Annotated in this window: 19 protein-coding genes and 3 pseudogenes; 16 read left to right on the top strand and 6 right to left on the bottom strand. The window is 35.4% G+C overall.

Annotated elements, in window-relative coordinates; genetic code table 11:
* The first annotated feature begins 6 nt into the window (after positions 1-6).
* Positions 7-507 (top strand): glycosyltransferase family 2 protein, encoded by a 501-nt coding sequence (locus tag PB01_RS13970; RefSeq protein WP_151700763.1) that lies wholly within the window; start codon positions 7-9, stop codon positions 505-507.
* Positions 480-980, top strand: coding sequence for a glycosyltransferase family protein (locus PB01_RS13965; RefSeq protein WP_151700762.1), 501 nt, complete (start codon positions 480-482; stop codon positions 978-980). The genes PB01_RS13970 and PB01_RS13965 overlap by 28 nt, the downstream gene beginning before the upstream one ends.
* 186 nt (positions 981-1,166) lie before the next feature.
* Here PB01_RS13965 and PB01_RS21080 read toward each other — a convergent pair whose 3' ends face one another.
* Positions 1,167-1,313 carry a hypothetical protein gene (locus PB01_RS21080; RefSeq protein WP_192797360.1) on the bottom strand — a complete coding sequence of 49 codons (147 nt, stop codon included), beginning with the start codon at positions 1,311-1,313 and terminating at the stop codon, positions 1,167-1,169.
* A gap of 774 nt (positions 1,314-2,087) precedes the next feature.
* Here PB01_RS21080 and PB01_RS13960 point away from each other — a divergent pair.
* Together PB01_RS13960 and PB01_RS13955 are read left to right on the top strand one after the other, a co-directional pair.
* On the top strand, positions 2,088-3,212 hold the full coding sequence (locus PB01_RS13960; RefSeq protein WP_151700761.1) for a glycosyltransferase: 1,125 nt from the start codon (positions 2,088-2,090) through the stop codon (positions 3,210-3,212).
* A 583-nt stretch (positions 3,213-3,795) separates the two neighbouring features.
* Positions 3,796-5,292 (top strand): oligosaccharide flippase family protein, encoded by a 1,497-nt coding sequence (locus PB01_RS13955; RefSeq protein ID WP_192797359.1) that lies wholly within the window; start codon positions 3,796-3,798, stop codon positions 5,290-5,292.
* A 53-nt stretch (positions 5,293-5,345) separates the two neighbouring features.
* On the opposite strand, the gene PB01_RS13950 is transcribed toward PB01_RS13955, so the two are convergent.
* Together PB01_RS13950 and PB01_RS13945 are read right to left on the bottom strand one after the other, a co-directional pair.
* Positions 5,346-6,197, bottom strand: a complete 852-nt coding sequence (locus PB01_RS13950; RefSeq protein WP_264158181.1) for an IS3 family transposase — start codon at positions 6,195-6,197, stop codon at positions 5,346-5,348.
* Between the two features lie 5 nt (positions 6,198-6,202).
* On the bottom strand, positions 6,203-6,547 hold the full coding sequence (locus PB01_RS13945) for a transposase (RefSeq protein WP_151700758.1): 345 nt from the start codon (positions 6,545-6,547) through the stop codon (positions 6,203-6,205).
* A gap of 349 nt (positions 6,548-6,896) precedes the next feature.
* On the opposite strand from PB01_RS13945, the pseudogene PB01_RS13940 reads away from it, so the two are divergent.
* The 6 genes and pseudogenes from PB01_RS13940 to galU all read left to right on the top strand — a co-directional run.
* A pseudogene (locus tag PB01_RS13940) lies at positions 6,897-7,468 on the top strand (SDR family NAD(P)-dependent oxidoreductase); the annotation flags it as partial.
* Positions 7,469-8,935: 1,467 nt separating this feature from the next.
* Positions 8,936-9,043: an ATP-binding protein gene (locus PB01_RS21805; RefSeq protein WP_318837555.1), complete on the top strand. Its 108-nt coding sequence runs from the start codon at positions 8,936-8,938 to the stop codon at positions 9,041-9,043.
* Between the two features lie 26 nt (positions 9,044-9,069).
* Positions 9,070-9,168: pseudogene (locus PB01_RS21950) on the top strand (ATP-binding protein); the annotation flags it as partial.
* A 356-nt stretch (positions 9,169-9,524) separates the two neighbouring features.
* Positions 9,525-11,324 (top strand): hypothetical protein, encoded by a 1,800-nt coding sequence (locus PB01_RS13930; RefSeq protein ID WP_151700757.1) that lies wholly within the window; start codon positions 9,525-9,527, stop codon positions 11,322-11,324.
* Between the two features lie 49 nt (positions 11,325-11,373).
* A pseudogene (gene galE, locus PB01_RS13925) lies at positions 11,374-12,287 on the top strand (UDP-glucose 4-epimerase GalE).
* Positions 12,288-12,571: 284 nt separating this feature from the next.
* A complete protein-coding gene (gene galU, locus PB01_RS13920; RefSeq protein ID WP_151700756.1) occupies positions 12,572-13,450 on the top strand; it encodes a UTP--glucose-1-phosphate uridylyltransferase GalU in 879 nt (292 codons plus the stop codon).
* Positions 13,451-13,590: 140 nt separating this feature from the next.
* Here galU and PB01_RS13915 read toward each other — a convergent pair whose 3' ends face one another.
* A complete protein-coding gene (locus PB01_RS13915) occupies positions 13,591-14,805 on the bottom strand; it encodes an NAD(P)/FAD-dependent oxidoreductase (protein WP_151700755.1) in 1,215 nt (404 codons plus the stop codon).
* Between the two features lie 108 nt (positions 14,806-14,913).
* Here PB01_RS13915 and PB01_RS13910 point away from each other — a divergent pair, with 108 nt between their 5' ends.
* The 3 genes from PB01_RS13910 (at position 14,914) to PB01_RS13900 (ending at position 18,186) form a co-directional block, all read left to right on the top strand.
* Positions 14,914-15,795 (top strand): 5'-3' exonuclease, encoded by an 882-nt coding sequence (locus PB01_RS13910; protein ID WP_151700754.1) that lies wholly within the window; start codon positions 14,914-14,916, stop codon positions 15,793-15,795.
* A 133-nt stretch (positions 15,796-15,928) separates the two neighbouring features.
* Positions 15,929-17,185, top strand: a complete 1,257-nt coding sequence (locus tag PB01_RS13905; RefSeq protein ID WP_151700753.1) for a GNAT family N-acetyltransferase — start codon at positions 15,929-15,931, stop codon at positions 17,183-17,185.
* Between the two features lie 116 nt (positions 17,186-17,301).
* Complete coding sequence (locus tag PB01_RS13900; protein ID WP_151700752.1) at positions 17,302-18,186, top strand: GNAT family N-acetyltransferase; 885 nt, start codon at positions 17,302-17,304, stop codon at positions 18,184-18,186.
* 49 nt (positions 18,187-18,235) lie between these two features.
* Here the strand turns inward: PB01_RS13900 and PB01_RS13895 are convergent, their stop codons facing one another.
* Together PB01_RS13895 and PB01_RS13890 are read right to left on the bottom strand one after the other, a co-directional pair.
* On the bottom strand, positions 18,236-18,703 hold the full coding sequence (locus PB01_RS13895; RefSeq protein ID WP_151700751.1) for an STAS domain-containing protein: 468 nt from the start codon (positions 18,701-18,703) through the stop codon (positions 18,236-18,238).
* A 93-nt stretch (positions 18,704-18,796) separates the two neighbouring features.
* Complete coding sequence (locus tag PB01_RS13890) at positions 18,797-19,114, bottom strand: thioredoxin family protein (RefSeq protein ID WP_151700750.1); 318 nt, start codon at positions 19,112-19,114, stop codon at positions 18,797-18,799.
* 229 nt (positions 19,115-19,343) lie between these two features.
* Here PB01_RS13890 and PB01_RS13885 point away from each other — a divergent pair, with 229 nt between their 5' ends.
* The 3 genes from PB01_RS13885 to PB01_RS13875 are packed head-to-tail and all read left to right on the top strand — an operon-like array spanning position 19,344 to position 24,749.
* A complete protein-coding gene (locus tag PB01_RS13885) occupies positions 19,344-21,728 on the top strand; it encodes a 3-hydroxyacyl-CoA dehydrogenase/enoyl-CoA hydratase family protein (RefSeq protein ID WP_151700749.1) in 2,385 nt (794 codons plus the stop codon).
* A gap of 30 nt (positions 21,729-21,758) precedes the next feature.
* Positions 21,759-22,934, top strand: coding sequence for an acetyl-CoA C-acetyltransferase (locus PB01_RS13880; protein ID WP_151700748.1), 1,176 nt, complete (start codon positions 21,759-21,761; stop codon positions 22,932-22,934).
* 33 nt (positions 22,935-22,967) lie between these two features.
* Positions 22,968-24,749 (top strand): acyl-CoA dehydrogenase FadE, encoded by a 1,782-nt coding sequence (locus PB01_RS13875; protein WP_151700747.1) that lies wholly within the window; start codon positions 22,968-22,970, stop codon positions 24,747-24,749.
* The last annotated feature ends 611 nt before the right edge of the window (positions 24,750-25,360 follow it).

The following is a 25,360-nucleotide window of genomic DNA, read 5'->3' as shown; positions in this document are numbered from 1 at the left end:
ATATTTATGAATATCAAGAAACAAATTGATGTGTCTGTAATAGTGCCGGTTTATAAAGTTGAAGATTATCTAAACAGATGTGTGGATAGTTTAGTAAATCAAACCTACGAGAATATGGAGATTATTTTAATAGAAGATGGATCGCCAGATAACTGTGGAATAATATGCGATGAATATTCTCTAAAATATCAAAGAATAAGTGTAATTCATAAAGAAAATGGTGGTTTATCTGATGCGAGAAATCATGGTATAGATGCTGCAAAAGGAGAATATATACTTTTCGTTGACAGCGATGATTTTATTGAATTAGATGCTATAGAAAAAATGATTTTATATGCTAAAGAACATAGATTGGATATTGTATGTGGTGATACTTATAGAACTATATTAAATGATTCAGAGCCCATATTTAGTAGAACAAAGCTTTGCGGTGGGACTTTAGAAAATAAGATAATTACAGGGGAAGAATATCTTGTTGATTGTATAAAAAAAAAAGATTTTCTGTAGCTGTTTGGACAAGGATGTATCGTACAAATCTAATAAAGGAAAACGTTTTATATTTTAAAGAAGGTATATTACATGAAGATGAAAACTGGACACCGAAAGTTTTGTTAGTAGCCAAAAGAGTGGGGTATATAAGCATTCCATTTTATCATTATGTTATTCGCAATAATTCTATTACTCAAATGGAAAATAGAAAAAAACATATTGCGGATGTACTAAATACTTGCAAAGAATTAGAGGAAGAATATAATAAACGAGATATTTCTGAATCGAATAAAAGGATATTGAAAGATTATTTGGCAAGACTTTATATAAATACTTGTACATTTGGTAAATATGACGGAAATTTTTATATCAATATAGTTGATAAAAAATTTCCATTAAGAAATTCTTATTTTATAAAAACAAAAATAGAATCTTTGATTTATGTACTAAGTATTCCTCTGTATAAATATATTAAGCTTAAATATAGTTGAATGACCATATAATAATGAAAAATTAAAGATATTTTAAATAAAGGTTTATATAGTAAATTTAATGATCCATTAAAAATTAAAGTAAAGAATGGAAATATATTATGATCTATGCAACACAAGAAATTCAAAAATCATTGGGATTTTAAAAATGCTGTGTTTGAAACTATTCTATACTATTCTGATAATTTACGATTTAAAGATATAAAAGCTTAAACTGAGATGAAATGAATAGCCGTTGTATTGTTCTAATATATTTTCCTGTATCTCTACCTGATCATAGAAAGATGCAGCTCGATATTTCTTGGTGATGACTGGAATAGATTCCAGCCCCATGTAGAGACACCTTAAGATTTTTATTGACAAATATATCTTCATTCTATAAATAGTTGTTTAATCTTTGGAGTGTCGTCGTAGAAGTGCCCTAATATTTCACTTTATGAATGATGTAACCGTCAAGTATAATTGAACTTTTTTTGCTTAATACAAATACTGTATGTTTTTCATCCGATAACTATCTCCATTTATGTGTGCTACCTTCACAAAGTACAACGTCTTTAAAATCATTCGCGCTATACAAGTTTTCTTGGATACATTTCTCCAGTGCCTTATCTATCCATTTTGAATTATTTGTCGAGACTGAACGGAAAACTTCTAAATGATCCCGACGGTAACGTGGGTATTTCTCCAACACTTTCTCTATGTAAGTGTTAAATACACCCCACCTTCTAACCTCTTTAGTGTTATGTGATAATCACATTAATATCAATGGTTAGGAGGTTTTTTCATGACAAGAGAAGAACAGCGAGCCATGTGTCAGGCGCTGATTGAAGCATTTAAAGCGGTGAGAAATCCAGTGTCACAGCCTGGTGTGCTATAAAGATATCAGAGTTCAAAGTATGTATAGATGGTTCAAAAAAGATTGGTAAAAAACAGATAATGCACGCACAGCCCTGCAGTGGGTTTAGTTAGATAAACTCGCTCAAAATGTAGGTAGGACTACTCAATTGACACTGGCAATAGGGGGGACTCTCCAAATTGAAGAGGTATGTGGGAGGAATCCGAGGAGTTTTAGAAGAATTGTAAAATTTAATAAAGGATTTGATTTATATGAAAAAGATATTACTAATGAATGACATAGCCTATGGTGGTGGTGTTGAAAAGGTCATGCATATACTCATTGAAGAACTTAGATTAGAGGGTTATAGCATTACTGTATTAACCAATGATTATAACGAACATTTTAATAAACAATATGGGAATTCCGAAATAAGCTATATTTATATAACTAAAAGAATGTTTCGCAACAGTAACATTTTAGGAAAGATATATAATAAAATAATTTATCAAATCAAATTAAATTATAAAAGAAGAATTATTAATAAATACAATTATGATATTGCTATCGCTATGAAAGAAGGACCATGCATGAAATTTATTTCGAATATTAATTCACGAAGAAAATTTTCATGGGTCCATACGGACTTTAATTTTTTTCATTGGACCAAAGGCGTATTTAAAAAAAATAATGAATTAAATTGTATGAAAAAGTACGAAAAAGTTATATGTGTGTCTAGTGCTGTGGAGAAAGGTGTCATGGAAAAAGTTGGGGACCCAGGTAATTTGATTATAAGATACAATCCAATTAATATAAAAAATATCATTCATCTGTCACAAGAGACAGCAACCAAAACAGATGAAATGAAAGACATTGACACAACATTATTTATTTCGGTGGGTAGATTAGATATACAAAAGGGTTTTGATAGATTATTGGAAGCATGTTTACGTTTGAAAAATGAGGGCTTTAATTTTCGGTTATGGATAATTGGTGATGGTATAGAAAAAGGAAATTTAGAAAGATATATAAAATATAACAAACTAACAAATATAATTTTATTGGGGGAAAAAAAAAATCCATATAAGTATGTTAAAATGGCTAGTTGGTATATTTCACCATCTAGATCGGAGAGTTTTTCATTGGCTATTTATGAGTCCATAGCATTGAATATTCCTGTTATTACAACAAAATGTCCCGGGGCAATTGAACTGTTTGATGAAAGTGTCCATGGGCTTATAGTAGAAAATTCTAAGGATGGTATTTATTGGGGGATGAAAAAGGTACTAATTGATTCAGACATCTTTAAAAGGTTTAGTAAGTCGGCAAAATTAACGAACAACGAATTCAACGTTTACAACTATAGGGTTCAAGAAATTACAAATCTATTAAAATAAACACCACTATATTAATATACCTGAATTATTCATGCTTGTTCGATCATGGTTGTTGGAGGATATCTCTATTAGTGTGATAGTAGAATGGCTAACGACCTTGACTGCTACACTCTCTTCTTCACCAACGTCGCAGCCAGTGGTTAGACCTTCCATAATGAACGATGGGTAGCAGGCTTATTAAGAACTGCACTAAGTGTACGCAAGGAGTGAAAGCTATTTCCTGTGTCAACCTTGTCCGTTCCATTATCTCATGGGCACGGTCTGAGAGAAAAGTAGATTGAAATAAAAAAGGACGAAGTATTTAAATGGAGTCTCCTCCATTCTTCGCCCAAACGATATGAAATTAGACAATTCAAATAAGCAGGTAAGCACCTGTCAATTTTATTTAGACATGATAAACATAGATTTTTCCTTTTGGCTCCCTCGGTAAAGCAGGGGTTAAACAGGTAAAACATGAAAAGAGTGAGGGAGCCAAAAGGCGAACGTTTCCTATAGGAAATCCAACGGGTCCCCCAGCTGTCTGGATCAACTGGAAATTCTGTAAGAAAGAGATCTTACTACTAATATACGAGGAATGTATGTCATGAATCAAATACGCATTGGAGCAATACTATCTTATTTCTCAATATTTTTGACATTTATTGTTGGTTTAATTTATACCCCAATTTTGATCAGGTGGCTGGGACAGTCAGACTATGGATTATATTCACTTGTCTTAGCTTTTACCTCTTATTTGAGCCTAATGGATATGGGGGTAGGAAATGCAATTGTACGCTATATAGCTCGTAATAGAGCAATAGGGGATTCAAAAACAGAATCAGATTTGATTGGTCAATTTTTGAGATTTTTCCTAGGTATCAGCGTTCTAACACTAATTGTAGGTTTCATTATTTGTATAAAAGTACCTGATATTTTCCGAAATAGTTTAGAAAATTCAGATATAAGGACTGCACAGATTATGATAATAATTTTGACAATTAGTTTTGCATTGTCATTCATTCTAAATGTTTATAGTGCCGTTTTGCAAGCATATGAGCGTTTTGCTTTTTTAAAGTTAAGTTCAATTATTAGAATAGTACTAGTACCTATTATTACAATAATTGCATTAGCAACAGGTGGAAGTTTAATATCGATGACAGTCATTACAACGTCTGTGAATATTATTATTTTGATTATTGGATATTTATATTGTAAAAAGATAATAGGAATTAAAGTGACATTTTCTCCAATTGAACAAGATTTAAAGAAGGAAATATTCATATATGCATTTTTAATCTTATTAACATCTATTGCAGATAAAATTTATTGGCAGACGGATCAAGTTCTTTTGGGTATCTTAAAAAATCCTGAAGTTGTCGCTGTATATGCTGTTGCAATACAATTTGTTATGATATTTATGACTTTATCAGTGGCTCTCAGTAGTTTATTTTTACCTAAACTTTCTAAAATCGTTACTGAAAAAAATCATATAACCAAGTTGAATGAGTTATTTATAAGTATTAGTAGGTTTCAATTTTTTGTACTAGCATTAGCATTTAGTGGTTTTATAATCTTTGGAAAAGAGTTCATTATTTTGTGGGCAGGTTCATCATATGAACAGGCATTTACAATTGTTATTATACTAATGATTCCTTTTTTCTTTGATTTAGTTCAAAATACTGGACTTGTCATTTTACAAGCTAAGGGACTTTATTTATTTAGAACCATTTCCTTAGTTATTTGTTCAATATTAAATATTATTATTTCGATTCCCCTTATAGAACAATATGGAAGTACTGGAACAGCAATTGTGACAGCTATCTTTATAGCGGTAGGAAATGTAATTTTACTAAATTATTACTATTATTATAAGATTGGTCTAGATATTAAATTATACTGGAAAAATATTATAAGAATAATGCTTCCTTTATTAGTTTTGGTAATATTATTCTATAAAATCAAATTTAACTTTAATTTGGAAACAGTAGGACTTTTTGTTTCTATGTTCCTCTATATGATTTTATATATCATTACTATATATTCACTTTGTTTGAATACTCTTGAAAAAAAATCTTTAAAAAAGATTATAAAATTTCTTTAAAATCGCGTCCCTATAGTCTAGCCCCTATTTTATGGACAGTGTAGAATTGTGCATTAGCTAGCTGAATGTTTTAACTTTAAATAAGCAGTTGGACTTAAATAACCCAGTCTTTTTTGACCACGGTTTTCGTTAAAATATGCAATGTATAAGAGTAAATCTTTCCTTACCTGTTTCGCATTGTCTGTGGCATACAAGTGCGGGAATTCGGTCTTTAAATGCGAAAAAAAGCTCTCAATTACAGCTTTATCCCAGCAGTTCGCCTTCCGAAACATACTTGGTGAAAATTGGAGTTTCTTGGCAAGATTTTTATACTTAAAAGACTTATAGACACTCCCTTGATCAGAGTGAATGATGATGTTTGTTAAGTCGGGCAGCTCTCTCGTTTTCATTGCTTGTTTAACAGTAGCTTCTACCAGGGCTGCAGTTGGACTATCGCTCATTTTAAATGCAATAATTTCTCGATTGCAAAGATACATGATTGCAGAAACGTAAAATTTTTCTTCTTCCACTGTAATCTCAGATAGATCGGTAACCCATTTACGATTGGGCAGTGGAGCATCAAAATAGCGATTAAGAAGGTTTGGATATATCCAGTTAGATTGTGCATCTTTCTTAGACCGGAAGTATTTCTTAACACGAATTTTAGATTTGATATTCATCTCATACATTAAACGTGATACACGTTTATGATTAATTATATGATTATGATTCTCTTTCAGTTTACCGGCAATTCGTTTCACACCAATGGTGCCGCCGGTATAATCATATAAGCTTTGAATGACCTTACTATCAATTTGATCCCGTTCAGAAAGAGACTTTTGAGGCTGCGCAATATAGTTGTAATATCCACTGGTTGATACTTTTAGTGTTTTGCAAAGGGTAGATACAGGATAATCCTTTCTCAGGGCCGTTATGGCTTCGAAGCATTTCTTTTTTCGTTCACCTTGAGAAAGGCCTGGAACTTTTTTAGAATTTCATTTTGTATCAATTGTTCCTTGTACTTCTTTTCTATATCTCTTAATCTATTTAGTTCTTCGGTATGTTCCATTAAATCTGGTTTTTCATAGTTTGAAAGAAGCGCATCTTCGCCGTGTTCTCTGTACAATTTTAACCACTTTGTCAATGAATTAATATGAATGTCGAGTTCTTCTGCGACATCTTGTTTGTGACGGTTTTTTAGACGCACTTCATTCACAGCAAACAACTTTTGTTCATATGAGTTTTGACGTTTTCTGGTTTTCTTTCGAATGTTCATAAACAGACCCCTCTCAAATGGTTGTATTTGCACAATTATAACACTCTAAGTGTCCATTATAAGGGGGTCGACCACTATGTCAGATACAATTCTACGTTATTCTGACAATTAACTAAAATCCAAAGAGTGAGAAGCTTAACATGCAATCACAAGTGGTCTTTTGCTATCTTTAGTGGCTCAAAAATATGTCATACATGTTACTTTATACTAGCTGCTATCCGCAACTGGAGAGTATAAGAGTCTATCATAATAATCCGATGGTGAATCTGTATTTAAGTACGTGGATTATTATATAGAGAACTAATAACTGTCTATATTTAAATACAATAGAAATGGTAGTTCTGAAACTATGAACATATTAGTAACAGTTGGTGCCGGATATTTAGGCTTCCATACATGTGTGGCTCTTCTTGAAGCAGGTCATTCAGTAATTATCGCTGATAACTTTACAATAGTAAGCGTGATTCTATTGATAAAATACAACAACTTGGAGGTGAGGAAGTTATCATTTATGAGATTGATTTAACGGATAAAATCACAGTAGAAGGTATTTTTCAAAGTTATAAGATTGATGGCGTTATTTATTTTGCTGGTTTGAAAGCTGTAGGTGAATCGGTTGAGAAACCGTTAAAGTATTATATGAATAATTTGGTGAGTACAATGGTGCTGGCTGTGGCTTGTTTGAAATATAATGTCGGCCGATTTGTCTTTAGTTCTTCTGCTACGGTATATGGGGATAATCAGGTGCCGTTTGTTGAGACGATGGACTTAATGTCAACGACGAATCCTTATGGTGAAACGAAGATAATGAGTGAGCGAATATTAACGGATATTGCAAACGTTAATCCAAATTTTGCTGTTACAATTCTGCGCTTTTTTATCCCAGTAGGTGCTCATCAGAGTGGCTTAATTGTTGAAGCGCAGCATCAAAATCGCGATTAAGAAGGTTTGGATAAACCCATTCAGATTGTGCGTCTATCTTCACTAGAATTTTAGATTTGTTCATCTCATTTATTAATCGTTGTACCCGTTTGTGATTAATTATATGATCGTGGTTTGCTTGCAGTTCACCAGCAATTCTTTTCACACCAATTGTACCTCAAGTGATATCATATAAGCTTTGAATGACCGTAATATCGATTTGATCCCGTTCAGAAAGAGACTTTTGAGGTTGTGCCATATAGTTGTAATATCCACTGGTTGATACTTCTAGTGTTTTACAAAGGGTAGATACAGGATAATCCTTTCTCGGAGCCGTAATGGCTTCGAAGCGCTTCTTTTTTCGTTCACCTTGAGAAAGGCCAGGAACTTTTTTAAGATTTCATTTTGTATAAATTGCTCATTATACTTCTTTTCTATATTGCTTAATCTATTTAGTTCTTCCGTGAGTTCAATCAAATCTGATTTCTCTTAGCGTGAGTGAAGTGCATCTTCACCGTGTTCACCTCAGTATAGTTTTAACCACCCTTCCAATGAATTAATATGAATTTTCAGTTCGTGCGCGACATCTTATCTGTTAAGTTTTTTTAGACGTACTTCATTAACTGCAAATAGCTTTTGTTCAAATGTGAGTTGACGTTTTTGGTTTTCTTTCGAATATGCTTGATCATGCCCCTCTCGAATGATTTTATTTACACAATTATAACACTCTATATGTCCATTATAAGGGGGGCGACCACAGACACTTACATAAATCCGTACTATTCTGATGATTATTTGATGAATTAACTTATTGGTCTTTTAATATAAAATTCCTTAGATAATATTACTTTTGAGTTAGTTTTGCTTGTGAACTTATTATGTATCCAATTATTTAATATAAATGACTTTAGTGATGTAGTATGTTATTTGAAGAAATCGAGTGAGAAATCAGTTGTAGCAATTAAGGAAGCAAAAAAATATCAAAATCTAAAACTAAAATTCAAGTGATCCTCCGCTCTGTAAGTACATATACAAGTATTTTGCGGGGGAATGTACAACTGAATGAAACAGTGGAGGATTACAAAAACTTTTTCGCAAACTACGCTTAGCGGGAACTTCTGAGAGCTTTCACAGCTCCTTGGAGAAGCTAATTCTTAGAAGTTATTACATCATTTGTGTTAAATAGACACGTAACAAAAAGCATTGAGAGATGTAGCAAATTGGCACGTTTTCCCTACTATAAAACGCTTCAGGAATTCAATATGGCGAGGAACAGAAAGCCTTAACAGATCGTCTATTGACTAAATTACAGATGTTTAGTTGGTTAGGGCTAGGAATAGAGGGCCGAGGTTTTCAAGTGTATTTTTTGACAATGGAATAATTAATACAACTCAGGAGTATACACTTAAGTCACAAGTGCAGATAAAGCGAATACAGTCATCCGATTTAGTAATCTTTGATGATTTGATGTATATGGCCATGGATCAGCGTGAAGCGAATCTGTTCTTCCAATTGGTAAATCATCTTTATGAACGAAGTTCGATTATTTTAACATCAAATAAAAGCCTCGATTAATGGAGTAAGTTAATGGCGACGAAGGAAATACTACCGCCATATTAGATCGAATTTTTCAAAGTGTGGAGGTTATTCACATGGATGGCGACAGCTATCGCATAAAAAACAGGCAGCATGTATTTTAAGCAAAAGTGTTCATTTTAAACGAGCAAAAACTATATGTTTTAACTTGACGGTTACAAACTAAATCGCTGTTGGAACATTGTCATTAAAAATTTACATCTTTAAAGAGAATTTGCTTCTCTTTTGTAGAATTATGGATTCATGAGGGGGAATTGTAATTTATGTTATTCAAATTTAAGGCAGTGAGGGAGACCTGATGACATTATATATAGCTGGTTATAGCAGGCTAAAGTTTGCGCAGAGGTACTTAACATGTTCAGAAGTGGGGTGGCCGATAATCTGGGATACTTACAAAGAACTAGAAGAATCGTTCTAAAATAACCTGCAAAACTGAAGAAAAAAATGATGAGGTGATGAATTGTCAACGGAAAAAACTGAGAATTTAAAATTAAATATATGTGAACCAACAGAACGATTATTTTTAGACGAATGGAATGAAAACTTTGAGACAATCGATGGAGATGTAGAAAAGACTAAGACACAGTTGGAGGAAACTGTTAAGAAAGTTAATGGTGTTTCTCATAATGTGAATGGAAATGTAAATGTGTCAGGTGGCACTGGTGATTTTAGTCTTATGCCTAATCTATACATTGCGAACCCTGCAAATCCATTAGATATTGAAACGTATGATGGAAGCAACCAACCTACACATCCTAGTGTGAAATTCTTTGAAAATAAATGGAATGGTTTTCATTATTGGATGGCGTACACCCCTTATCCGAACAACAATTCAGATTTAGAAAACCCATGCGTCGTCGCATCAAACGATGGTACTAATTGGGTTACGCCGAGTGGACTTATAAATCCTCTTGATGTTGGATCAAAATATGGACAAGGTGCATATCTTAGCGACACACACTTAGTGTATAGACCAGATACGAACACACTTGAATGTTGGTATAGAGGGATTTATGGTAGTCCTGTTGTGGAGCATTTGTTTAGAAGGACAACAAATGATGGAATCAATTGGACATCAGTTGAAAGCATGTATTCGATTCAATCAGCGAATTCTGCAAGTCTTATTTCTCCTGTGGTTCTTTGGGATAATTCAGTTAAAAAGTATTTAATTTGGATAATCTTCTCTGTATCGCAAACCAATCGATATTTAAAATACTATGAATCCACAGATGGGAAAGCTTGGACTTTTATCAGAGATATACGCATAGACGACCCGAGTGGTCGTTATATTATGTGGCATTTTGACATTATTAAATCATCTGTGGGATATGAGTTTGTAGGATCGTATCAAGATGGAGGTCAATTCGACAAGATAAACTATTTATGTTATGCAAAGTCTTCTGATAACATTACGTATTCCAAGCCTGATACGATTCTTGGCTCAGGCTATAAAGGTTCTTTTGATGATTTGGAGCTATATCGACCTTGCTTGGTTCGTATGTCTAATTACATTATGCTTTATTACGGCGCACAAAAGGATCGTGCTATTTGGCATATCGGATTAATCAAAGCCCCTAATATTAATGTGTTGGTGAACCTATTAGCGGATAAGGATATACAAGAAAGCAAAACGTCTTTACTTCTTAAACTAAACGACTTAGAAACGAGAACTTTTGCGTTAGAGCAAGCGGTGTTGAATATTCCTGATCTTCCATCATCTGTTCAGACAACGGTTCTATCAGATACGTTTGATCGAGTTAATGGGGGTCTCGGTGTTGCAGACACTGGTCAGGCATGGGTTGTGAATAACACATTCGATATCGTTGGTGGTAAAGCAAAAGCAGGGTCTGGTGATGGTAATAACTATGCAACTACTAACGCGGGAGCATCTAATTTTACCGCTGAAATTACAATTACTTGTGGAACGTCTGGATCAGGAACCTTTACGTTTAGAGGGTTAGACGCTTTATCTCCGTCATGGCGCGATTGTTTTGCGGTTGTAATGGCTAAGGATGCAAATAAAATCGAACTTATGAGACATATGGACACGGTGATTGGTAACCATAATATTACTTTGCTTACAGGTCAAGAATACCTTATTAAAGTTGTGTGTGGGGGGGCGAGTATTAAAGTTTATTTGGACGATGTGGAGATTCTAAATGCCATAGATAGCGCTTACTTTTCGCAGACACAAGTTGGCATGTATCAATGGGGAGCTAATGGTACATTCTTATTCGATGATTTGTCTGTTAAGGCATAGTTGGATGATACTTCGTCTGAGTCTATTTTCCTAGCTAAGTGCGACAACTATATTGACAACCACCGGGAGTTGGATATATATAGGTTCACACACATGTGTTGCCTTGCTTGAAGCGGGACATACAGTGATTATTGCACAACAGTAAAGCTGTGACTGACAAGGAAGCGGTCGACAGTGTATTTGCCAATCATGAAATTGATAGTGTTATCCATTTTGCCGGCCTAAAAGCGGTGAGAAAGTCTGCAGAAAAGCCACTAGCTTATTACTATAATAATCTTGTCAGTACTATGATTCTAGCAGAATCCTTTCAGAAGTATGATGTAAGACGGTTTGTCTATAGCTCTACGGCAACAGTGTATGGAGAAAAGGAGGTTCCTTTTGTAGAGAGTATGGATCTCTTACTAAAGACTTATCCCTATGGTGAAACAAAAGCTATGAGTGAGCAGTTTCTGACTGATATTGTAAAAGCAGATCCTACTTTCTCCGTATCTCTCCTTAGATATTTCAACCCAGTGAGAACCCATGAGAGTGGCTTGATTGGTGAAGAACTTCATGGTATTCCTAATAATTTAATGCTGTTTGTCACTCAAGTGGCAAATTGCAATTTAAAGAAACTTAGAGTCTTTGGAAGTGATTATCCAACTGTAGACGGCACATGAGTTCGTGAATATTCATGTGGTGGATCTAGCAGAAGGTCATGAAGAAGCATTAGATAATCTCACTGAGGGTGTTCATATTTATAACTTAGGGACTGGTAAAGGTACTAGTGTATTAAAATTAGTAAGAGCCTTTGAAGAAGCAAATGATATTAAAGTACCTTATGAAATAGAAGATCTTAGACCTAGAGATATTGCTTCATTCTATGCTGAAGCTTCGAAAGCTAAGAACGAACTAGCTTGGATAGCTAAACGTGATATTAAATCCATATGCCGTGATGCTTGGTTATTTCAGAAGAATAATTGAGAATAAAAGGAACTATATAAATCAATTTCATAATTCTGAGCCCTAGAGGCTCTATGTTTTAGTTCCGCTATTATCTCATAAATTCTTTATCATATCTTTTTGTTTCATGTCGGACACGTCCTCTCTTTTTTTGACTTAAATAAATTATGTCCATTTATCTATAGTACCTGTACAAGATCTTACTTAATTACGATGAAGGTATTAATTCCTTTTAATAGCCTGGCGTAGAGGCATATTTTGGGGGAACAATTGAAATGACAAAAAATGAAGTAAGGTGTTGAAGAATGAAAAAAGTGAAGAAAGCAATTATTCCAGCAGCCGGTCTTGGAACCAGATTCCTACCAGCGACAAAAGCAATGCCTAAAGAAATGTTACCAATCGTTGATAGACCTACCATTGAATATATTGTCGAGGAAGCCATTACTTCGGGAATAGAAGATATCATCATAGTTACGGGTAAAGGTAAGCGAGCCATCGAAGATCATTTTGATAGAAACTTTGAACTGGAAGAAAATCTTAGGGAAAAAGGGAAGTATGAATTACTGCATAAAATTAATCAATCATCAAATGTAGAGATACATTATATACGACAAAAAGAACCTAAAGGGCTGGGTCATGCGGTGTGGTGTGCACGTAATTTTATCGGAGATGAACCTTTTGCGATCTTACTTGGTGATGATATTGTTCAAGCTGAAAAGCCCTGTCTAAAACAGTTGATTGAACAGTTTGATGAAACAGGTTCATCGATAGTCGGTGTACAAAAAGTTTCTGATGAGGAAACATATCGCTATGGGATCATTAATCCAAGTTCGGTTGATGGTAGACGTTATGAAGTGAGTGGATTTGTAGAAAAACCTGAATGGGGTACCGCTCCATCTAATTTAGCAATTATGGGGCGTTATATTTTAACACCAGAGATTTTTGGTTTTCTTGATATGCAGAAAACAGGTGCTGGTGGAGAGATTCAGTTGACGGATGCAATTCAAAGGTTGAATGAGATACAGAAAGTGTACGCATATAATTTTGAGGGTAAGCGGTACGATGTTGGAGAGAAATTGGGTTTCATACAGACTACTATTGAGATGGCGTTAAAGAGGGATGATTTAAGAGTAAATTTATTTCAGTACCTTGAAAGAGTTCTTGAAAATGAAAGAATTAAGTGACGCCAAGGGAATTTTTGTTCATTTAAATAAAATAGTCACATTACAATACTACTAAACGGATCAAATCCTATCTTTTTGGTTGATGGTACTAAAAACTATTTCATAAAAAAACGAAGGGTAGAAGTACCCCCTTCGTTTTTTTATTTCACCCCATATTTTCGATCCAACTGGACAATCTCAGCATCTTCATTCCGTTTGCCCATAATCAAATCTCTTAATATTTGTGACCCCAGCATACTATAAACAGTCCCGTTGCCACCATAACCTAATAAATAGTAGTGTTTAGGCTTTGTTGGATGTTCTCCGATGAAAGGTAAATTATCTATCGATTCACCGAAAGTTGCTGCATATGCGTATTCAATGTCAATTTTGTAGTTTGGAAATAAATCTTGGACTTGTTTTAATAAGGTTTCGGCGTGTTGTTGGATTAATTCTTGAGAATAGGGTGCCTCAGATTTATCTTCATCTAACCCACCTACAATTAGTCTATTATCTACAGTAGTACGAATATACAAATAAGGTCGTTTCGTTTCCCAAATAAGCCCTTGCTTGTACCAATCGTTGAAGTTTTCAATAGGATTGCTTACAAATACATAGGAGCGATTGATAACAGCGCCAATTCTTTTCCCTACTGGTACTGTTTCATATCCTGTTGTAAAAATGATCTTTTTTGCTAGAAAAGAATTCTCAGAAGTACGGATATCTATAACATTGTCGGCCTCAAATACTTCCTCTACCTCTACGTATGGAAATAGATGACCTCCTTTTTCCTCCACTTTTTGTAATAGACCTAAAACAAATTTCAAAGGGTTTATTTCCGCATCTTCCAATGTCACTAATGCACCAGGTTTTGAGAATGGTAATTTCTCCGCCATTTCATTTGGTCCAAAGTAATCACAGGGAAATCCATGTTTTTTTAGTGTGGCATATTCTACTTTAATTTTTTCTACATCATTTTCATCACTTGCATAACAAATGCTAGGTCTTCGAATAAAATCAGCATCTAACTGCAGTCGAGTCACTATTTTCTCTAAATCATCTACAGCTTTATAGCATAGTTTATAAAATTGAACGGCATCTTGTTCGCCAATTTGATCGATTAATTCGTGTAGCATAATATCATTTGAATATTGAAGAAGCCCCGTATTTGCACTCGTGCTACCGGTTCCCAATTGTCTTTTATCTATTATTGCAACAGTTAGTCCAGCTTCTACTACAGCTAGAGCTGTCAAAGCTCCAGACATTCCTCCTCCAACAATAACAACATCATATAGGTCTAGCTTATCAAAATTAGTTCTGTTCTCGAATTGCTTAATTGTAGTAGGCCAGTATAATGAGCCATTATGTATCTTCATTTAAAAAATCCCCCATATTCTAGATTTCTATTTATTATACCCACACTATCTAAGATTCAAGCCTACCCATGGTATACTATAAACAATCTACTATAAAGGATGTTTGACATGAACCAAGAAAAACCACATGTATTAGTAATAGATGGGATGGCATTGTTATTCCGATCGTTTTTTGCAACTGCGATGTCTGGGAACTACTTTAAAAATGCAAAAGGAATTCCTACAAATGCTGTACAAGGCTTTGCAAGACATGTATTAGCTGCTCAAAATTTAATGCAACCAACCCATATAGCTATTTGTTGGGATAAAGGTGCGCGTACATTTAGAAATGATTTGTACGATGGGTATAAAGCAAATCGACCAAAGCCTGCGGAAGAACTGATTCCTCAATTTGATATGGCTCAAGACTTGTCTGAACATTTAGGATGGACGAACTTTGGTATAGTTGGAATGGAAGCAGATGATACAATCGCTTCGATTACACATAAATGGCAAGAGGATGCAAGGTTTACGATTGTTAGTGGAGATAAGGATTTACTTCAGCTTCTTCATCCATCAACAGAAATCGCATTTACGAAAAAAGGATTTACGATTTATGATGTATACAATGAAGCACGTTTTCTAGAGGAGTATGGCATTTCTCCATTATTATTCCCTGATGTAAAAGCATTTATGGGAGATTCCAGTGACGGATATGCTGGAGTAAAGGGGATTGGCCCAAAAACTGCATTGCAATTAGTCCAAACCTACGGATCCGTAGAGAAAGTGATTGAGTCCCTTCATTTACTGAAGGCAGGGCAAAAGGCTAAAATTGAAACAGATTTACAGATGCTTCAGCTATCTAAAGAACTAGCAACTATTCGACGAGATGTGCCAATTGAAGCCGAGTTAGATCATCTACTTGTAAAGGACATTCCATCGACTAAATTAGATTATTTATATGATAATGGTTATACGATTTTAGCTAGACAACTTCAAAATCAGCAATAAAGACTTTGACCTTGAACTTAAGAGTTTTTCCTAAATAGACTAGGGGAGCTCTTTTTTTGTTGTTAAAATTATAGAGGTATTGTAAAATTAATCCAACTATAGAGTAAATTTATCTTTATAAGGAGGTAATGTCTTGATTCAACTTCTACAAAAGCAAGATTTTGAACAAGCGGCAAGTATTGTTGCATTAGCTTATCCAGGCATGAACATACAAACAACTGAAGAAAAAATAAAATTTGTTGAGCGTTTGACAGTAGAACAAGAAGAACAAAATGGCATTAACTATTTTGGCAATTTTAATGAGACAGGAGAGCTCTTAGGCATTTATCGTTTAAATGATTTTGAATGTAATGTTAATGGGAAGTTTCAGCGTGTTTTTGGAATTGGAATGGTAGCTGTCCATCTACTTCATAAAAAAGAGAAAATTGCTTTTCAACTCCTTTCTCATTTTCATCAATATGCGAGGCAGGAAAATGTAGCCCTAGTGTCACTTTATCCTTTTAATCCTAGTTTTTATCGGAAAATGGGGTATGGTTATGGACCGATGAAATATGAGTATAAAATTAAACCAGATGCACTTATTGCAAATGGCGACAAAGGACTTGTGCAGTTCTTGTCTCCAAACGATGAGGAAGCGATAGTCACCTTATATAATGACTATGCTTTACAAAATCATGGGATGATTAAAAGAACGTGGACAGAACGTCGCTACATTAAAAATGCAGCTACTAACTATGTTGGTGTCGTTGAAAACGATGAGCTAATAGGAGCATTAGCATTTACTCTGCACCCAGTGAAAGATAGTCACTTTTTACATCAACATATGGTTGTACACGAATGGATATGGTCGAAACCTAATGCGTATAAACAATTAGCATCTTGGTTATCTTCCCAGCAAGATCAAGTCGATCGTATTATCTTTCGAACAAACGATTCATCATTTTTATATGCACTTACCAATCCGTTAAATGATTCTAATCATCTGATACCAAGTCTGTATCATGAAGTTGCAACTGCTGGAGTAGGTCTAATGTATAGAATAACTAATATTGGCTTGTTTGTTCACGAAATGAACTTTCAGAATCTCAATAGACCAGACGAATATACAAGATTATTACTAGAAATAAATGATACATTCTTAAAAGAGCAGAACGGTTTATATGAATTCATTTATAATGGTGAACTTTGGAGTGCTACGAAAGTATTGGATTCTAATGAAAGAGCTAATATGAAGATTGGTATCCATGATCTAAGCTCTTGGTGGATGGGATGTGTGTCACTTAAAGACCTTTGTAAATACGGAGAAGTCACTATAAATAACATAGATAGTAATTTACTAGATGGATGGTTTATGCCAAATACTAGTCCTATTTGTTTTACTTCATTTTGAGGGGATGTATGAAATGGTGCCAAAAGTTACGGTTTTAGAGCATTCATTTTCATAAGTAGAGTTTGTAGTTATGGCAAAAGAAATGTATATTACTTTTCTAACAAGGGGTGCTAAGAATGATTACATTTAAAACGATGGAAGAGTTAACTTTTAAAGAAGCACATGAACTTTTTATTCGTGGGTTTGAAGGATATTTTACACCGATGAACATGTCACTTGATGCTTTTGTAGCCCGTATTGGCAATGAAGGGCTCTCATTAGAATTGTCGATTATTATGTTTGACGGGGAGATTCCAATTGGATTTGTGCTACAAGGCATGAAAGAAGTGAATGGTCAAAAAGTAGCGTGGAATGGTGGAACTGGCATTATACCAGAGTACAGAGCGAAGAAACATGGAACTATTCTGATGGGAAAAGCACTAGACATATTGAAAAAACATAATGTATCTGTAGCAACTTTAGAAGCCATCTCTATTAATGAGCCAGCTATTAAATTATATGAAAAGCTAGGCTATAAAGTAATTGATACGTTACATTTTTGGGAGTCGGAAGGAGTTCTCTCTTTTGATGAAAATATTGCAAAAGAATTTATGATTCAAAGAATACCAGCCTTACAAGCAGTAAATACAGATATTTTTCCAAATCTAGTACCGTGGCAAGTAGATCCATCCGTAACTCCAAAAGTTGGCGGAGAAGCGGTCATTGCAATGAAAAATAATAAAGTGCTAGCAGCTTGCCTGGTGAGAACGAAGCAACAATTTGGTTTTGAAGCAGATGGTGTCACGTTATTTCAAGCCATTACTAATAGTGAAAATGAAGAAGGTGAGCGTGCACTTCATGCTGTCTTGCAAGATGGACTTTATTTTAAACATTCACTCAAAAGAACGACTTATAATTTAGTTGACACTAACTATAAAATACTTTCGTTTTTACAAAGCCAAGGCTTTAAAAATACAGATATTTCGCAAGTGTTTATGGTAAACAAAATGAATCAACTTTAATGTGAAAATACGGCCACTATCATGAATTTTATAGTGGCTGTATTGCCATTCATTCTTTAGAAGAAATAGTTTGATTCATTTCACTTAAGAGACGATTTAATGCTACTTTGAAACTATTATATGTTTCAAGCTCTACATGAATATTGGCATGAACAATTTCACGGATAAATCTAGGGTTAAAGCCGACATATATTGGACGAATACCCATCAACCGAAGAGAACTGTTTAATCTAGATATAGAGATAGCTAAAACATTAAAGTCAAATGTTCCTATATCTTCCAAGCTAACTGCTGAAAAATCAAAAACAGCAGTTTCGACTTCTCGATGCTCTCCAACATATTCAAGTGTTTGGGTCTCAATATTTTCAAAACGCTCTTTAAACATATATCCTACAATAGGGATCATAATTGTTTTTGAAACAATAGATGGAATAATTGGAGTAGACATTGTTTTAATGATTCGTTCGTAATAGGCGATCTTTTCTTTTAGTTCGAGAATTTCATTTTCTTGCGACATGCAGACACCCCAGTTTTTTTCTTATTATAACGAATAAAACATGAAAAAATCAAAGAAAAGACTGCTCCAATTAGGAACAGCCTTCCTATTTAATTAGTTCTGAGCATCCAAAAATTCTGTTACTTGCTCAGGAGATTTAGCATTTGCGCTATGTAAGTGAGCTTTTTTCTCGCCTTTTTTATAAATAAGAAGACTTGGAATACCCATTACTTCATATTTATCTGCGATTTCTGGTAGTTCGTCACGGTTTACTTCATACCAAGTGTATTGATCGTATTTTTCCACGATTGGATCTATAAACATGTCCATTCTTCGGCAATCAGGGCACCAACCAGCTTCGAATTTGACTAATACCTCTTGGTCACCAGAAATAATTTCATTAAATTGTTCTGTCGTTGTAATTTTATTCATATTATATACCTCCAATGTTCATTTTTATATATTCCTCGTGCGTAATCCACTTTACTAATTCATTTTACACTGTTTCAGAAAGACTAGAAAGAAAATTGCTCCAAATCCGGCATTTTATTATTGCGAAAATTTAGATATTGATCTAAACTAATAGATATATAGATTGGTTTTATTTTTTTGCATATAAAATGAATGATTGTTCATTCAAAATAATGAGGAGGCATCGTACATGGCATATCAAATTAAAAAAGCGGCTGTTTTAGGCTCAGGCGTAATGGGTTCTGGAATTGCCGCTCACTTAGCAAATATCGGAATTCCGACACTTTTATTAGATATTGTTCCAAATGAAATAAATAATGAAGAACAAACAAAAGGACTATCTTTGGAGCATCCGACAGTTCGAAACCGCTTCGCTCAAACGGCAATACAAAAATTATTAAAACAAAAGCCAGCTCCACTTACTTCTATTAAGAATTTGCAATTAATAACTGCGGGTAATTTGGAAGATGATTTAGAGAAATTAAAAGATGTGGACTGGATAATTGAAGTAGTCGTGGAAAATCTTGAGGTTAAAAAGAGCTTATACGAGAAAATAGATGCAGTAAGAAAAGCGGGTACAATTGTAAGTTCCAATACATCTGGGATAAGCGTTAACGCTATGGTGGAGGGTCGTTCGGAAGACTTTGGCAAACATTTCTTAGGAACACATTTTTTTAACCCACCACGTTATTTAAAGCTTTTAGAAGTAATTCCTGCTAAAACAACGGATGCTGAAGTTGTTGAATTCATGAAGCAATATGGGGAAGACGTTTTAGGGAAAGGGGTTGTTATAGCAAAAGACACTCCGAACTTTATTGCCAACCGTATAGGTACATACGGGTTACTCGTGTCATTACGTGAAATGCAATTGCGTGGATATTCAGTAGGGGAAGTGGATTCTGTTACTGGTCCACTTATTGGCCGCCCGAAATCTGCGACATTCCGCACATTGGACGTCGTTGGACTAGATACGTTCGCACATGTTGCCAAAAATGTTCATGATTTAACATCTGGGGAAGAGCAAAAAGTATTTGAAGTACCCGCTTTCCTACAAAAAATGCTAGAAAATAAATGGCTTGGAGCAAAAACGGGGCAAGGTTTCTTCTTGAAAAAAGATAAAGAGATTTTGGAATTAAATATAGATACGCTTGAATATGAACCAGTAAAAAAACTAACAACTCCATCCATGGAAATGGCTAAACTACAAAAAGGTCTTGCAGCAAAAGTGAAAACATTGACGTATGCAAAGGATCGTACTGGAGAACTTTTATGGAGTATTTTAAGTCCAACACTTCTATATTCTGCTGCGCTTCACGGAGAAATTGCAGATGATATCGTAGCAATTGACCAAGCTATGAAATGGGGATTTGGTTGGCAACAAGGTCCGTTTGAAATATGGGATGCAATTGGCGTAAACGAATCCGTTGAAAAAATGAAGGCGGAAGGGCTAGAAATTCCGTATTTCGCTCAATCATTGTTAGATAAAGGATTCGATTCCTTCTATAAAGAAGAAAATGGAGACCTTTACTTTTTCGATGGGAATGACTACAAAATAGTTCCTGTAAATGAAAAAGTAATTGATTTGAAAAGATATAAGAAAAAGCATGGTGTCATTAAATCCAATGCGGGTGCAAGTTTAATAGACTTAGGAGGCGGAATTGCACTACTTGAATTTCACTCTAAGTCAAACTCTATCGGGATAGATATCGTCCAGATGATTAACTTTGCTATAGATGAAGTAGAAAAGAATTATAAGGGTCTTGTCATTGGAAACCAAGGAAAAAACTTTAGTGTAGGGGCCAACCTTGGAATGATCTTAATGGAAGCGCAAGATGATAATATTTTTGAATTAGATTTTGTTGTTCGCAGCTTTCAAAATGCGATGATGAAAATAAAATATTCTTCTAAACCTGTTGTTTCAGCACCGTTTGCTATGACATTGGGAGGAGGAGCAGAAGCTTGCTTGCCAGCAGCGCATATTCAAGCAACAACCGAAACATACATGGGACTTGTAGAAGTAGGGGTTGGTTTAATCCCTGGTGGTGGCGGAAACAAAGAACTATATATGAAACATTTAAAAGGCCTTCCGAATGGTGTTCAAGTAGACTACCAAAATGTTGCAAACAAAGTATTTGAAACAATTGCCATGGCGAAAGTTTCGACTTCTGGAGAAGAAGCTCGGGAAAATAATTTCTTGAACTTTGCAGATGGAATTAGTGTGAATCCCGACCATCAATTATATGATGCAAAACAGGCAGCACTTTCCCTTTCGGAAGCTGGATATAAAGCGCCAATTCGCGAAAAAGTACCTGTAACAGGTTCACCTGGTTATGCAACTTTATTGTTAGGAGCAGAGGGGATGTTCTTATCTGGCTATATTAGTGACCATGACTTGAAAATAGCGAAAAAGCTTGCATATGTCATTGCGGGTGGCGAAGTTCCATACGGCACTTTAGTGGATGAACAATATTTACTTAATTTAGAACGTGAAGCTTTCTTAAGTTTAGTTGCTGACCCAAAATCACAAGCAAGAATGCAGTATATGCTAGTGAAAGGTAAGCCATTACGCAACTAATTTTGCGTTCAGGTTAAAGGAGGAAAACATATGCGTGAAGCAGTTATCGTAGCAGGTGCAAGAACACCAATAGGAAAAGCGAAAAAAGGATCTTTAGCAACAGTTCGTCCAGATGATTTTGGAGCTTTAGTTGTAAGGGAAACGTTGAAAAGAGCAGGGGGCTATGATGGCCCAATCGATGATTTAATATTAGGGTGTGCAATGCCAGAAGCCGAGCAAGGGATGAATGTGGCTCGAAATATCGGAGCATTAGCAGGTCTTCCCGATTCAACCCCTGCTATTACAATAAATCGTTTTTGTTCTTCGGGATTGCAAACCATTGCATATGCAGCGGAACGAATCATGCTCGGTTCTTCGGAAGCAATTATTGCTGGTGGAGTAGAGTCGATGAGTATGGTACCGATGATGGGGAATACCATTCGTCCCAATGCACATCTAGCGGAAACCGCACCACAATATTATATGGGAATGGGGCATACGGCTGAGCAAGTTGCGAGCAAGTATGGTGTAAGCCGTGCAGATCAAGATGCTTTTGCAGTACGTTCTCATGAACTTGCGGCAGCAGCGATTGCAGCAGGTAAGTTTAATGATGATATCGTTCCTGTCGAAGTAGTGAAGCATTTTGTGGATGAAAATAATAAAGCACAAGTGAAAAAGTTTTTATTCGAAATGGATGAAGGGGTTCGAGTTGGGACTTCGGTTGAAACACTTGCTAAATTACGTCCAGTGTTTAATGTACGGGGATCAGTAACAGCAGGAAATGCTTCTCAAACTTCAGACGGAGCAGGGGCAGTTCTAGTGATGGACCGTGAAGTAGCAGAAGCACAAGGATTAAAACCAATCGCAAAATTCCGTTCATTCGCAGTAGGCGGCGTTCCACCAGAAGTAATGGGGATTGGTCCGATTGTAGCGGTACCAAAAGCATTGAAACTAGCCGGATTATCAATAGAAGATATCGATGTTTGGGAAGTTAATGAAGCATTTGCTTCGCAAGCAATTCAAGTAGTCCGTCATTTAGGAATTGATATAGATAAAGTAAATGTAAATGGTGGAGCAATCGCATTAGGACATCCACTTGGTGCAACTGGAACTATATTATCTTTAAAATTAATTAGTGAATTAAAACGTCAAGGGAAACAGTTTGGTGTTGTTACGATGTGTATCGGCGGGGGAATGGGAGCTGCCGGAGTGTTTGAGCTATTATAAACTAATTTATCATTCAAACAGGGGGAAATGAACATGACTGTAGTTAAGGATGTAATTAAAGGCGGAAGTTTCTTAGTAGAAGACATAGATGCAAGTCGAGTATTTACTCCAGAGGATTTTTCTGATGAGCAAAAGATGATTGCTAAAACAGCAGATGACTATGTGAAAAGTCGAGTGTTACCTGTTGTTGAAAAATTAGAACATCACGAGTTTGAGCATTCGGTCCGTTTATTAAAAGAGGCAGGAGATCTAGGTTTACTTGCAGCTGATATTCCTGAAGAATATGGCGGCCTTGCATTAGATAAAATTTCATCTGCTTTAATTGCAGAGAAACTATCTGTAGCTGGTGGTTTTTCTATCACGCACGGCGCACATGTAGGAATCGGTACTTTGCCTATCGTTTTATTTGGCAATGAAGAGCAAAAACAAAAGTATTTACCAAACTCAGCATCGGGTGAGAAAATTTTTGCTTATGCGTTAACAGAGCCAGGTTCAGGTTCCGATGCATTAGGAGCAAAAACTACTGCGAAATTAAATACAGAAGGTACTCATTACATTTTAAATGGGGAGAAGCAATGGATTACAAATGCAGGATTCGCAGATGTATTTGTTGTTTATGCAAAAATAGATGGAGATAAATTCTCCGCATTCATCGTAGACCGTGAATTTCCTGGCGTTTCCGTTGGTGCAGAAGAGAAGAAAATGGGTATTAAATCTTCTTCCACTCGAACACTTATTTTACAAGATGCGGAAGTGCCAGTGGAAAACCTACTAGGGGAAATCGGGCGCGGTCACGTAATTGCCTTTAATATATTGAACATCGGCCGCTACAAATTAGGGGTAGGTACTGTTGGAGGTTCTAAACGTGCACTTGAATTAGCTATTACTTATACAAACCAGCGTCAACAATTTAAAACACCGATCTCTTCTTTTAATTTAACGAAACAAAAATTAGCAACTATGGCTTCTAAACTATATGCGACTGAAAGTTTAATCTATCGTACGGTTGGATATTTTGAGGATCGTATGAGTCAATTAAGTGAAGAAGAACAAAAAGACGGAAAAGCAATTGCAGCTTCTATTGCGGAGTATGCAATTGAATGCTCTATTAATAAAGTAGTAGGTTCAGAAGTATTAGACTATATCGCAGACGAAGCAGTTCAGCTTCACGGTGGATATGGCTTTATGCAAGAATACGAAGTGGAGCGCATTTATCGGGACTCCCGCATTAATCGCATTTTTGAAGGAACAAACGAAATTAACCGTCTTATCGTTCCGGGTACGTTTTTGAAGAAAGCAATGAAAGGTGAGTTGCCACTTCTTCAGAAGGCACAAAGCTTACAAGAAGAGCTGTTAATGATGATGCCAGAAGAAGTAAGTGAAGAGCCACTTGCACAAGAAAAAGTACTAGTAGCCAATGCGAAGAAAATCGGGTTACTTGCTGCTGGTCTTGCTGCACAACGTTTTGGTACAAAGTTAGAGGCAGAACAAGAAGTATTAGTTAACATCGCAAATATTGCCAATAATTTATTTGCAATGGAATCTGCTTTATTACGTACAGAAAAAGCGATTGGTCGTGATGGAGTAGAAAAGGCACAGCAAAAACTACTATATACACAAATTTTCTGCCAAGAAGCATTTGATGAGATTGAAAAAGCAGCGAAAGAGACGCTGATTGCATCTGTTGAAGGTGATACTTTACGCATGATGATTTCTGCATTACGTAAATTAACTCGTAACACGCCATATAATTTAATTCTTAAAAAACGTGAAGCATCTGTTAAATTAATTGATGCAGAAAAATACATCGTTTAATAAAGATAAAAAGCCGATTCTATGTGAATCGGCTTTTTTGAAAGATAAGAAAGTATATGGATTATCGTAATGCGAAACCCGTGTTCATAGTACATTAAAGAATTATATAATACCGCGGATTTTCGTTTTAGGTGGACGCGTTCCGCGGGGGCGCCGCATTCGCGTCGTTTGCGATGGCACATCTGTTTCCGAGGAACGAAGGCTAAGAGCGCCACATCGTGTGGCAACACCTTCGTGACCAACATCCTGTCGGCCTCCGTCTGGAGTCGCCACCTTTCACTACAATCTATTAAGTGAGTAGTACCTAACAAGAAGATTTTGCCCAGCTATCGCTAAGAATCCAGTAATAGTAAGGATTCATAGTATAATTTCAAGGGTTAGATCTTTAGTTTTTTTAGTTTTACCGTACACAGTATACACGGATCAGTGGGTGTATCATTTGAGTAGGTGGTACTAGAGAAAAATAGATAGCATCCATTATTAAAGAAGCGCTGAGCGGATGAAATTGCATCTTCATCCGCTTTTAAAAGAATAGGAAAGGATTTATTCTCTCATTAACCAAAACAAATGCATAATGTCTTTATATTTTTCAAGAAGGCGACGGACAAACA

Origin of the sequence: Psychrobacillus glaciei, from assembly GCF_008973485.1 — a bacterium.
Lineage (GTDB): Bacteria > Bacillota > Bacilli > Bacillales_A > Planococcaceae > Psychrobacillus > Psychrobacillus glaciei.
This window is presented reverse-complemented; position numbering and strand designations above follow the sequence as displayed.

What these genes read in the sequence shown, in the direction of transcription:
- PB01_RS13970 (WP_151700763.1), top strand. Translation starts at nt 7, where the DNA reads ATGAATATCAAGAAACAAATTGATGTGTCTGTAATAGTGCCGGTTTAT.
- PB01_RS21080 (WP_192797360.1), bottom strand. Translation starts at nt 1,313, where the DNA reads ATGGGGCTGGAATCTATTCCAGTCATCACCAAGAAATATCGAGCTGCA.
- PB01_RS13960 (WP_151700761.1), top strand. Translation starts at nt 2,088, where the DNA reads ATGAAAAAGATATTACTAATGAATGACATAGCCTATGGTGGTGGTGTT.
- PB01_RS13955 (WP_192797359.1), top strand. Translation starts at nt 3,796, where the DNA reads ATGAATCAAATACGCATTGGAGCAATACTATCTTATTTCTCAATATTT.
- PB01_RS13945 (WP_151700758.1), bottom strand. Translation starts at nt 6,547, where the DNA reads ATGAACATTCGAAAGAAAACCAGAAAACGTCAAAACTCATATGAACAA.
- PB01_RS21805 (WP_318837555.1), top strand. Translation starts at nt 8,936, where the DNA reads ATGTATATGGCCATGGATCAGCGTGAAGCGAATCTGTTCTTCCAATTG.
- galU (WP_151700756.1), top strand. Translation starts at nt 12,572, where the DNA reads ATGAAAAAAGTGAAGAAAGCAATTATTCCAGCAGCCGGTCTTGGAACC.
- PB01_RS13915 (WP_151700755.1), bottom strand. Translation starts at nt 14,805, where the DNA reads ATGAAGATACATAATGGCTCATTATACTGGCCTACTACAATTAAGCAA.
- PB01_RS13910 (WP_151700754.1), top strand. Translation starts at nt 14,914, where the DNA reads ATGAACCAAGAAAAACCACATGTATTAGTAATAGATGGGATGGCATTG.
- PB01_RS13900 (WP_151700752.1), top strand. Translation starts at nt 17,302, where the DNA reads ATGATTACATTTAAAACGATGGAAGAGTTAACTTTTAAAGAAGCACAT.
- PB01_RS13895 (WP_151700751.1), bottom strand. Translation starts at nt 18,703, where the DNA reads ATGTCGCAAGAAAATGAAATTCTCGAACTAAAAGAAAAGATCGCCTAT.
- PB01_RS13890 (WP_151700750.1), bottom strand. Translation starts at nt 19,114, where the DNA reads ATGAATAAAATTACAACGACAGAACAATTTAATGAAATTATTTCTGGT.
- PB01_RS13885 (WP_151700749.1), top strand. Translation starts at nt 19,344, where the DNA reads ATGGCATATCAAATTAAAAAAGCGGCTGTTTTAGGCTCAGGCGTAATG.
- PB01_RS13880 (WP_151700748.1), top strand. Translation starts at nt 21,759, where the DNA reads ATGCGTGAAGCAGTTATCGTAGCAGGTGCAAGAACACCAATAGGAAAA.
- PB01_RS13875 (WP_151700747.1), top strand. Translation starts at nt 22,968, where the DNA reads ATGACTGTAGTTAAGGATGTAATTAAAGGCGGAAGTTTCTTAGTAGAA.